The sequence below is a fragment of the Cryobacterium sp. TMT2-4 genome (assembly GCF_004402575.1).
Classification (GTDB): Bacteria; Actinomycetota; Actinomycetes; order Actinomycetales; family Microbacteriaceae; genus Cryobacterium; species Cryobacterium sandaracinum.
In genome coordinates this window covers 127,799-137,685 of record NZ_SOGE01000006.1, presented here as the reverse complement: position 1 = coordinate 137,685, position 9,887 = coordinate 127,799, and the positions used below count along the sequence as shown (strand labels likewise).

The window sequence follows — 9,887 nt, the reverse complement described above, 5'->3', positions numbered from 1 at the left end:
GCTCGTCGTGCCGGTGCCCGCGGCGTCGGCGCCCGCGGCGGCAGTGCGGGCCGCGGCGGTGGCGCGCGCGTGCAGGAACAGGGCCGCGGCGGCCGGCAGGTGGTCGGGCAGCGGTTGCCCGGGCATCCCCCGGAGTCCGAGACCGGGCAGGCTGCGCTCGATCAGGCCGGTATCGAGGCGGCCGGCACGCACGTCGGGGTTGTGCAGCAGCAACCGGAGAAACTCCACGTTGGTGTGCACCCCGAGCACCACGGTGTCGGCGAGTGCCCGGTCGAGGCGGGCGAGGGCCTCGGCGCGGTCAGCACCCCAGGCGATCACCTTGGCGAGCATCGGGTCGTAGACCCCCGAGATCGGCAGGCCCGGACGCAGCGAGCTGTCGACCCGGATGCCCTCGCCGACCGGTTCGGACAGGCTGCGCACGGTGCCCTGGCTGGGAAGAAAACCGCGCGCCGGGTTCTCGGCGTAGAGGCGCGCCTCGATCGCGTGCCCGGTGAGCACCACCTCCGCCTGGGTCAGCGGCAGCGGTTCCCCCGCGGCGATGCGCAGCTGCCACTCGACCAGATCGAGGCCGGTGACCAGCTCGGTCACCGGGTGCTCCACCTGCAGCCGGGTGTTCATCTCCATGAAGAAGAACTGGTCCGGGGCCGCATCGGAGACCAGGAACTCCACCGTGCCGGCGCCGGTGTAGCCGACGCTCCGGGCGGCCTGGCAGGCTGCCTCGCCGATGCGTGCACGCGTGGCCGGGTCGAGCAACGGCGACGGAGCCTCCTCGATCACCTTCTGGTGGCGGCGCTGCAGGGAGCACTCGCGCTCACCGAGATGGATCACGGCGCCCGAAGCGTCGGCGAGCACCTGCACCTCGATGTGCCGGGGCTGATCGATGAAGCGCTCGAGCAGCAGCGTGTCGTCGCCGAACGCGCCCTGCGCCACGCGCCGCGCCGTGACGAGCGCCGCGGCGAGCTCGCCCGCGGCGTCGACCCGCAGCATCCCCTTGCCGCCGCCGCCCGCGGACGGTTTGATCAGGAGCGGGTAGCCCACCTCCACGGCGGCGGCGATGAGCTGGTCGTCGGTCTGGCCGGGCCGGGAGAACCCGGGAATGACGGGCACACCGCTATCGGCGACATGGTTCTTGCCGCGGATCTTGTCGCCCATCACGGCAAGGGCGTTCAGACCCGGTCCGACGAAGACGAGGCCGGCGGAGGCGCAGGCGCGGGCGAAGGCCTCGTTCTCACTGAGGAATCCGTAGCCGGGATGCACGGCGTCGGCGTCGGTGGCCGCCGCGGCCGCCAGGATCGCGTCGATGTTCAGGTAGCTCGCCTGGGGCGCGGCCGGGCCGAGGCGCACCGCGGCGTCCGCGAGGCTCACGTGCAGCGCATCACGGTCGGCGTCGCTGTAGACGGCCACCGAACGGATGCCCATCGTGCGCAGGGTGCGGATGATGCGGCAGGCGATCTCGCCGCGGTTGGCGACCAGCACGGTCTCGAAGAGTGTCAAGCGCGGTGTCAGTGCGTTCGGTTTCGGTGCGTTCGGTGTCGGTGCGTTCGGTGTCATGGTGCGCCTCACATCCGGAAGAGGCCGAAAGCGGTCTCAGGCAGGGGTGGCCCGGAAACGACGTCGAGGGCCAGGCCCAGCACGGTGCGGGTGTCGGCCGGGTCGATCACCCCGTCGTCCCAGAGCCGGGCGGTCGAATAGTAGGGGCTGCCCTGCCGCTCGTATTGGGCGGTGACGGGCGCGGTGACCTCCTCCGCGGCATCCGTCGACCAGGGCAGGCCGGCCTTCTCCCGCTGCTCGCGTTTGACGGTGACGAGAACGGATGCGGCCTGCGGGCCGCCCATCACGGAGATGCGGCTGTTCGGCCACATCCAGAGGAAGCGGGGCGAGTAGGCGCGGCCGCACATGGAATAGTTGCCGGCGCCGAACGACCCGCCGATCACGACCGTGAGCTTGGGCACGCGCGCGGTGGCGACGGCGGTGACCATTTTCGCGCCGTTCTTGGCGATGCCGCCGGCCTCATAGTCGCGGCCGACCATGAAACCGGAGATGTTCTGCAGGAACAGCAGCGGGATGCCGCGCTGATCGCACAGCTCGATGAAGTGTGCCCCTTTGAGGGCGGATTCGGAGAACAGCACACCGTTGTTGGCGATGATGCCGACAGGATGGCCATGCAGATGCGCGAAGCCGGTGACCAGGGTCGTACCGTACTCCTTCTTGAACTCATGGAACTCGCTGCCGTCAACCAGACGCATGATCACCTCGTGCACGTCGTAGCGGCCCTGCGGGTCGGTCGGCACCGCGCCGTAGAGCTCGGCCGGGTCGGCTACGGGGTCGACGGCCGGCAGCCGCGGCCAGGCCGGCGGCGGAGGCGCGGGCAGGTAACGCACGATGTCGCGCACGATCTGGAGTGCGTGCTCGTCGTCCTCGGCGAGGTGGTCGGTCACCCCGGAGGTGCGGGCATGCAGGTCACCGCCGCCGAGCTCCTCGGCCGTGACGATTTCGCCGATCGCGGCCTTCACCAGCGGCGGGCCGCCGAGGAAAATTGTTCCCTGGTTCCGCACGATCACGGTTTCGTCGCTCATCGCCGGCACGTAGGCGCCGCCCGCGGTGCAGGATCCCAGCACGGCGGCGATCTGCGGGATCTTGGCCGCCGACATCCGGGCCTGGTTGTAGAAGATGCGGCCGAAGTGGTCACGGTCGGGGAAGACCTCGTCCTGCAGCGGCAGAAAGGCCCCGCCCGAATCGACCAGGTAGACGCACGGGAGCCGGTTCTCGAATGCGATCTCCTGCGCCCGGAGGTGCTTCTTGACCGTCATCGGGTAGTAGGTTCCGCCCTTGACGGTGGCGTCGTTGGAGATGACGAGCACGTGGCGGCCGTGGATCAGCCCGATCCCGGCGATCAGGCCGGCACCGGGGCTGTCGTCGCCGTAGAGTCCGGTGGCGGCCAGGGGCGCGATCTCGAGGAAGGGGCTGCCGGCATCCAGCAGCCGGTCGATGCGTTCGCGCGGCAGCAGTTTGCCACGGGCGAGGTGGCGCTGGCGGGAGGCCTCGGGACCGCCGAGGGCGACGACGGCGAGGCGGCGGCGCAGGTCGGCGACGAGCTCGCGGTGGGCGGTGGCGTTCGCGTCGAAGGCCGGACTGGTCGAGTCGATCAGACTCGCGAGTGTCTCCATCGACGACTTCCCGCTTTCCCGCTTGAGTGTTCAGCCGGTACAGTTAGCGTGCACTAACCGAAAGTCAGGTTAGCGGTTCATAACTGAGTTGTCCAGAGTTTCCGCGTGAACGGAGCACCGAATGGGAATCCTCCCGTCCTCGCCGACGGCTCGGAGCCAGGCCAAGGCCGACCGGCGGCAGGCACTGCTCGGGGCCGCCGCCACGCTGTTCGCCCGGTCGGGCTACAACGGGGTGTCGATCGAGGACCTCGGCGCGGCCGTCGGCGTGAGCGGACCGGCCGTCTACCGGCACTTCAGCGGCAAGCCGGCCGTGCTGGCCGCGCTGCTGGTGGAGGTCAGCGAGACGCTGGTGGCGAGCGGGCAGGCCGTGGTCGCGGGCGCTCCGGATGCCGCGGGCGCACTCCACGCGCTGGTGCGCTTCCACACGGACTTCGCCCTCTCGCATCCGAACGTCATCCGCGTGCAGGACCGGGACCTGGACAGCCTCGCCGCCCCGGACCGGCACCAGGTGCGCGCCCTGCAGCGCACCTACGTGGAGCTGTGGGTGAGCGTGCTCGGGCAAGTGCACCCCGAGGTTGATGCGCAGCTGCTGCGCATCCGTGCCCAGGCGACGTTCGGACTACTGAACTCGACCCCGCACACGCTGCCGGCGTCGCCGAGCGGCAAGGTGCGCCCGCTGCTCGAGGAGATGGCGCTCGCGGCGCTCGGGGCCGGGGGGCTCGCGCCCGCCTAAGCCTCGCGGGCGGGGGCTCGCGCCGGCGTGAGCCGGGCATCCGTCGACGTCGACCGTTCTGGTCAAGATCAACCGGTGTGTCTGTCGACCTCGACCGGAAGTGTCGATCTCGGCGGTAGCCGGGGCTTAGCGGCTCAGTCCACGACCGGTCGACGAGCCATCAGACGAGTATATTCGCCGGCTCAGGAGACGGCTCAGTCGCCAGCTCAGGAAACGGTGGTGCAGACGCAGAGCTCGTTGCCCTCAGGGTCGGCCAGGACCCACCAGTCGGGGGCGTGCTCGTCGGTGAGGAGATCACCGCCGGCGGCGATGACGTCCTGCACCCGGGACTCGGCGTCGATCGTGGGCAGATACACGTCGAGGTGGATGCGGTTGCGCTCGGTGCGAGCAATATCCATCGTCTGGAACCAGACCCGCGGGCCCTGGCCGTGTGGATCGACGAGTTCGATCTCGCCCTCGCTGTCGACCTCCACGTAGCCGAGACCCACCCGCCAGAACGGCCGGATCGCTTCGGCGTCGGTGCAGTCGATCGCCACGTCGTAGCGGGCCGGCCGCACCGGCGCACGGTCGGCGCCCTGCGCATCCGCGAGTTCCTGGATGCGCAGCGCAAGCCGCAGGTCGCGGTCGGTCACGCCGCCGGCGTCGTGGGACGAAAGGCGGAAGCCGACTTGGCCGTAGCCGAGCCGCACGTCGGGGTGGTGATTCATCGCATCCGCCGCCTCGGCAACCTGGTCGACCAGGCGCACAGCCGAGGCGAAGTCCCGGGTCGTGAACGAGCCGTGCAGGGCGCCGTCGAGGTGGACGAAGGCTCCGCCGGCGAGCACGGACTCGGTGTCGAGAGGGGTGAGGAGGGTGCCCGGTGATTTCATCCCCCCACTCTGCTGCGCGGTCCGAGCCCCGTCAAGGCGCGCTCGGGGGCATCCGTTGCCGGCCGGCTCCCGCAGGCTGCGAACCAATTCGACGGAGATTCTTGGAAAAATGCCCGTCTTTACCCGCATTTCGGGCTGTGGGAGCAAAATCTCCGTCGAATTCGTTAGGGGCTGACCACTGACTCCTAGAGGAGGGCGAGGGCGCGCGCGGGGTTGGCGAGGATGCCGGCGACGTCGGTCAGGAACCGGGCCGCCTGCTCTCCGTCGACGAGACGGTGGTCGAAGGCGACGCTGAGAGTGACCACCTGCCGCAGCGCGACCTCGCCGCGATACTCCCACGGCCGCGGCGCAATCGCTCCCAGCGCGAGGATCACGGCCTCCCCCGGAGGCAGGATCGGCGTGCCCGCATCGATGCCGAACGAGCCGATGTTGGTTATCGAGATCGTGCCGCCGTGCAGGGCGGCCGGGTTGGTCGCTCCCGCCCGGCCGGCGCTGGTCAGCGCGGCGAGCGCCGCGGCGAGGTCGGCGAGAGCCAGCCGGTCGGCATCCGGGATGTTGGGCACGATCAGCCCGCGCGGCGTGGCGGCGGCGATGCCGAGGTTCACGTAATGGAACTGCACGATCTCGCCGGCCGCCTCGTCCCAGCGGGTGTTGACCTCGGGCGTGCGGGCGACGGCGAGGCAGAGCGCCTTCGCGACCACGGCAAGGACGCCGATGCGCGCGTCGGCGAACCCCCGGTCGCGTTTCAGCGCGTCGATCAGCTCGATCGTCGGCGTCACATCCACGGTCAGGAACTCCGTGGCGTGCGGCGCGGTGAAGGCGCTCTGCACCATGGCGGCGGCGGTCTGCTTGCGCACACTCCGGATCGGGCTGCGGGTTTCTCGGGCACGGGGCACGGATGCCGGGGGCCGGTCATCCGGTTCGGCGCGCCCGAGCTCGAGTCCCGGTTCGTTCGGTGTGTGGCAGACGCCGAGGGCTGCGGGGGCGGCGTACGCCGCCACGTCCTCCCGGATGATGAAGCCCGTCGGACCGGTCCCGGTCACCTGGGTCAGGTCGACGCCCAGTGTGCGAGCCAGCGCGCGCACCGGCGGCGTGGACCGCGGGCGCTCCCCGGTAGCCGGCACCTCCCGAGCCGCGGGTGACGCGGCCGACGTTGAGGCCGGCGCCGACGTCGAGGCAGGCGCCGACGTCGAGGCAGGCGCCGACGTCGACCTCGCTGCCGGAGTAGAGACCCCGGCCCGGCCCGGCGTATCCGTCGCCCCCGCGCGGGCCCGTCGCTGCGGCCGCCCGCCACGCTCGACCGCTGCGCCGTACCCCACGAGCACGGCCAGCCGTTCGGGCTCGCCAGCAGGAGCCGTAGGACCAGCAGGAGGCGCAGAAGCCGCATCGGCGGGAGAAGCGGCCGAAGGAACTGAGGGAGGCTCGGCGCCGGCGACCTCGAAGGAGACGATCGGGTCACCCACGTGCACGGTGGTGCCGGGCTGCTGGTGGAGTTCGGCGACCACACCCGCGAAGGGCGACGGCAACTCGACGACGGCCTTGGCCGTCTCGACCTCGGCGATGAGCTGGTTGAGCGTCACCGTGTCGCCGGGCGCGACCCGCCAGGCAACGATCTCCGATTCGGTCAACCCCTCGCCGAGGTCGGGCAACCTGAAAACCTTGATCATCGTCGTCGTCCCAGCACTCGGTCGACCCCATCGAGCATGCGGTCGAGGTCGGGCAGGTGGTGGCTCTCCAACTTCGCCGCCGGGTACGGGATGTCGAAGCCGGTGACCCGCACCGGTGCGGCCTCGAGGTAGTCGAAGCAGCGCTCGGTGACCTCGGCGATGATCTCGCCACCCAGCCCGCCCGAGCGGGCGGCCTCGTGAGTGACGACGAGCCGGCCGGTTTTGCGAACGGATGCCTCGACGGCGGCGTAGTCGATGGGCGAGAGCGAGCGCAGGTCGATGACTTCGACCGAGATGCCCTCGTCGGCGGCGGCGAGCGCGGCATCCGTCGCCGTGGTCACCAGCGCTCCGTAGGCAATCAGCGTGACGTCGGTGCCGGCGGCCACGACCCGGGCACTCTCGAAGGGCTCGCCGAGTTGCGGGGTCACCGGGCCGGCAACGTGGTAGCGGCGTTTGGGCTCGAAGAAGAGGACCGGGTCGTCGGAGGCGATCGCCTGGCGGATCAGGCTGTAGGCGTCCTGCGGGTTCGAGACCGCGATCACGCGCAGGCCCGAGGTGTGCGTGAAGTAGGCCTCGGGCGATTCGGAGTGGTGCTCGGCGGCGCCGATGCCGCCGCCGAACGGCACCCGAATGGTAATGGGCATGCGCAGGGCCCCCTGGGTGCGGTAGTGGAACCGGGCCACCTGGCTGACGATCTGGTCGAATCCGGGGAAGATAAAGCCGTCGAACTGGATCTCGCAGACCGGGCGGTAGCCGCGGTACGCCAGCCCCACCGCGGTGCCGATGATGGCGGACTCGGCCAGTGGGGTGTCGACGACCCGGTTCGGCCCGAACTCGGCGAGCAGGTCGATGGTCACCCGGAACACGCCGCCGAGGGCGCCGATATCCTCGCCGAGGAGCACCACCTTCGGGTCGTCGAGCATGGACTGGCGCAGCCCGGCGTTGATCGCCTTGGCCAGGGTCAGGGTCTTCGTGTCCGTCAGCGCCGCCTCGATCGGCGACACCGGCGTCACAGGCACCGGCGTCGCAGGCACCGGCGTCGAGCCGTTCGCGCGTGTAGCCGGAGCACTCCGGATGGTTTCGATTGACATCAGACCTTCCCTCCGGTCGGCTCGAAGCTCGCCAGGTAGGCCGCGTACTCCGCACGCTGGCGGTCGACCCCGGCGTGCGGGGTGGCGTAGACGTTGGCGAGCACGGTCAACGGCTCCGGGTCAGGCAGGCCGATGCAGCCGGCGCGCAGCTCGGCGGCCGTGGCGTCGGCCAGAGCCTGGGTCTCAGACTCCAGCTCAGGGGTGAACAGGCCGAGAGAGTCGAGCAGCCGTCGCAGTCGCAGGATCGGGTCTTTCTTCGCCCACTCCTCGAGTTCGGCCGCCGGCCGGTAGCGAGTGGGGTCATCCGCGGTCGTGTGCGGGCCCATCCGGTAGGTGACGGCTTCGATGAAGGTGGGGCCTCCCCCGGTGCGGGCCCGGTTCAGGGCCAGCCGGGTCGCGGCCATCACGGCCAGGACGTCGTTGCCGTCGATTCGGAGGCTGGGAATGCCGAACCCGGGGGCCCGGCCGGCGATGCCGAAGCGGGTCTGCAGTCCGACCGGCTCGGAGATGGCCCAGTGGTTGTTCTGGCAGAAGAAGACCACCGGCGCCTGAAAGCTCGCCGCGAACACGAGCGCCTCGCTGACGTCGCCCTCGCTGGTCGCGCCGTCGCCGAAGTAGGCCACGGCCACCGAGTCCGCGCCGTCGAACACGGCTCCCATCGCCCAGCCCGTGGCGTGCAGGGTCTGCGCCCCGATGATGATGCTGGGCGTCGCCATTCGGTACACCAGCGGGTCCCAGCCGGATTGCGCGGTGCCGCGCCACACCCGGAGGATGTCGGTGGGCGCTATGCCCCGGCACCAGGCGACGGCGTTCTCACGGTAGCTGGAGAAGACGAAGTCGTCGGCGCGGAGCGCGCGGCCCGAGCCGATCTGCGCGGCCTCCTGGCCGAGCAACGGCGGCCAGAGCCCCAGCTCTCCCTGACGCTGCAGCGCCGTGGCCTCGGCGTCGATGCGGCGCACCACCACCATGTCCTGGTAAAGCGCCGCGAGGTCGGCCCCGGTCACCTCCGCGACCCAGGGATCCAGATCGGCGTCGGCCAGCCGCATCCCCTCGGGGCTCAGCAGCTGCAGAAGAATGTCGGGGGTCTCCCCGGTGTGGACAGTGTGCATCAGATGCGCTCCCAGCGTCGTTGCCGAAGTTGTTGAGAGCGTACGATTCCGCGACACGGAGCACAACCATGACAATGAATTTTGAGCAATTTGCCCTATTCATGGGGCACCCTGCCTGCTACCTTCGAGCAGTATGCACAGTCTGGACAAAGTCGACTTACAGTTGCTCCGCGCTCTATGCGCCGAACCGCGCAGCACGTTCGTGGCGCTCGCCCAGCAGCTGCGCCTCTCCCGCAACACGGTGCAGGCGCGCATGGCCAGGCTTGAGGAGTCGAACGCGTTCCTCTCCTTCGACCGCCGCATCAACCCGGTCGCGCTGGGCTATCCGCTGACGGCCTTCATCGAGGTGCACGTGCAGCAGAAACGCCTCGCCCAGATCGTGGCCGAGCTCGCCCGCATTCCGCAAATCGTGCAGGCGCACGGCATGAGCGGGGCGACCGACATCCTGGTGCGCGTGGTGTGCGCGGATGCCGACGACCTGTTCCGCATCGACGGCACCATCCTCGCCTGCGAGGGTGTCGATCGCACCGAGACGTCCCTGGCCATGGGCGAGCTGATCCCCTACCGGATCACCCCGCTGCTGGAGCGTACCCGCCCATGACCGCGCTGCCGGTGACGTCCCTGCCGATGTTCCCGCTCGGGTCGGTGCTGTTCCCCTATATGCCGCTGCAGCTGCGGGTGTTCGAGGACCGCTACCTGGTCATGCTGTCGCGCATCCTCAAAGAGGAGCCGGCCGAGTTCGGCGTGGTGCTGATCGAACGCGGCCAGGAGGTCGGCGGCGGCGAGCGGCGGTTCCACTACGGGACCGTGGCCCAGATCACCGAACTTGAGGCCTCCGAGGGATTCGTCGGGGTGACCGCCCAGGGCGAACGCCGGGTCGAGGTCATCGACTGGCTGACCGAAGACCCGCACCCCCAGGCCGCGGTGCGCGACCTTGCCGAGCTGGACTGGGACGACGACCTGCTGCCACTGCGGGACCGGGCCGAGCAGGCCGTGCGACGCGCCCTGGCCCTCGCAAGCGAATTCGCCGACCAGCTCTGGCCCTCGACGGTGGAGCTGTCCCGGGATCCGACGGCGGCCGCCTGGCAGATCGCCGGCATCGCCCCGCTGGGCCCGCTGGACCAGATCGAACTGCTGCGGTCCACCTCGATGGAGCAGCTCCTCACGGCGGTGATCGAGTACACCCAGGAAGCCGTGGACTCCCTCAGCGCGCCCTGGCCCGAAGAATAACCCCAATCTATTTGATAAATT

The 9,887-nt window shown here is 70.2% G+C and carries 9 protein-coding genes; 3 read left to right on the top strand and 6 right to left on the bottom strand.

Translation table 11 applies throughout. The features are described from left to right. Positions 1–1,551, bottom strand: a 1,551-nt coding sequence (locus tag E3O54_RS02065; protein ID WP_134400832.1) for an acetyl/propionyl/methylcrotonyl-CoA carboxylase subunit alpha, incomplete at its 3' end; no start/stop codon positions are given. 8 nt (positions 1,552–1,559) lie between these two features. Next, positions 1,560–3,167 (bottom strand): carboxyl transferase domain-containing protein, encoded by a 1,608-nt coding sequence (locus tag E3O54_RS02060; RefSeq protein WP_104101127.1) that lies wholly within the window; start codon positions 3,165–3,167, stop codon positions 1,560–1,562. A 121-nt stretch (positions 3,168–3,288) separates the two neighbouring features. Here E3O54_RS02060 and E3O54_RS02055 point away from each other — a divergent pair, with 121 nt between their 5' ends. Then, entirely contained in the window at positions 3,289–3,900 is a 612-nt protein-coding gene (locus E3O54_RS02055; RefSeq protein WP_134374595.1) for a TetR/AcrR family transcriptional regulator, read from the top strand. Between the two features lie 206 nt (positions 3,901–4,106). On the opposite strand, the gene E3O54_RS02050 is transcribed toward E3O54_RS02055, so the two are convergent. The 4 genes from E3O54_RS02050 to pdhA form a co-directional block, all read right to left on the bottom strand. Continuing rightward, the gene (locus tag E3O54_RS02050; protein WP_104101125.1) at positions 4,107–4,769 is read right to left on the bottom strand and encodes a VOC family protein; all 663 of its coding nucleotides are present in this window, start codon (positions 4,767–4,769) and stop codon (positions 4,107–4,109) included. A 185-nt stretch (positions 4,770–4,954) separates the two neighbouring features. Beyond that, positions 4,955–6,436, bottom strand: coding sequence for a dihydrolipoamide acetyltransferase family protein (locus E3O54_RS02045; protein WP_134400830.1), 1,482 nt, complete (start codon positions 6,434–6,436; stop codon positions 4,955–4,957). Beyond that, complete coding sequence (locus tag E3O54_RS02040; protein ID WP_104101123.1) at positions 6,433–7,527, bottom strand: alpha-ketoacid dehydrogenase subunit beta; 1,095 nt, start codon at positions 7,525–7,527, stop codon at positions 6,433–6,435. Before E3O54_RS02040 ends, E3O54_RS02045 begins: the two co-directional genes overlap by 4 nt. Beyond that, on the bottom strand, positions 7,527–8,636 hold the full coding sequence (pdhA, locus tag E3O54_RS02035) for a pyruvate dehydrogenase (acetyl-transferring) E1 component subunit alpha (protein ID WP_104101122.1): 1,110 nt from the start codon (positions 8,634–8,636) through the stop codon (positions 7,527–7,529). Before pdhA ends, E3O54_RS02040 begins: the two co-directional genes overlap by 1 nt. Positions 8,637–8,769: 133 nt before the next feature. On the opposite strand from pdhA, the gene E3O54_RS02030 reads away from it, so the two are divergent. Together E3O54_RS02030 and E3O54_RS02025 are read left to right on the top strand one after the other, a co-directional pair. Further along, positions 8,770–9,237 carry an Lrp/AsnC family transcriptional regulator gene (locus tag E3O54_RS02030; RefSeq protein WP_104101121.1) on the top strand — a complete coding sequence of 156 codons (468 nt, stop codon included), beginning with the start codon at positions 8,770–8,772 and terminating at the stop codon, positions 9,235–9,237. Next, entirely contained in the window at positions 9,234–9,866 is a 633-nt protein-coding gene (locus tag E3O54_RS02025) for an LON peptidase substrate-binding domain-containing protein (protein WP_241976718.1), read from the top strand. Before E3O54_RS02030 ends, E3O54_RS02025 begins: the two co-directional genes overlap by 4 nt. Positions 9,867–9,887: the final 21 nt, after the last annotated feature.

Coding starts and splice junctions, on each gene's coding strand:
- E3O54_RS02060 (WP_104101127.1), bottom strand. CDS start 3,167: ATGGAGACACTCGCGAGTCTGATCGACTCGACCAGTCCGGCCTTCGAC.
- E3O54_RS02030 (WP_104101121.1), top strand. CDS start 8,770: ATGCACAGTCTGGACAAAGTCGACTTACAGTTGCTCCGCGCTCTATGC.
- E3O54_RS02045 (WP_134400830.1), bottom strand. CDS start 6,436: ATGATCAAGGTTTTCAGGTTGCCCGACCTCGGCGAGGGGTTGACCGAA.
- E3O54_RS02025 (WP_241976718.1), top strand. CDS start 9,234: ATGACCGCGCTGCCGGTGACGTCCCTGCCGATGTTCCCGCTCGGGTCG.
- pdhA (WP_104101122.1), bottom strand. CDS start 8,636: ATGCACACTGTCCACACCGGGGAGACCCCCGACATTCTTCTGCAGCTG.
- E3O54_RS02050 (WP_104101125.1), bottom strand. CDS start 4,769: ATGAAATCACCGGGCACCCTCCTCACCCCTCTCGACACCGAGTCCGTG.
- E3O54_RS02040 (WP_104101123.1), bottom strand. CDS start 7,527: ATGTCAATCGAAACCATCCGGAGTGCTCCGGCTACACGCGCGAACGGC.
- E3O54_RS02055 (WP_134374595.1), top strand. CDS start 3,289: ATGGGAATCCTCCCGTCCTCGCCGACGGCTCGGAGCCAGGCCAAGGCC.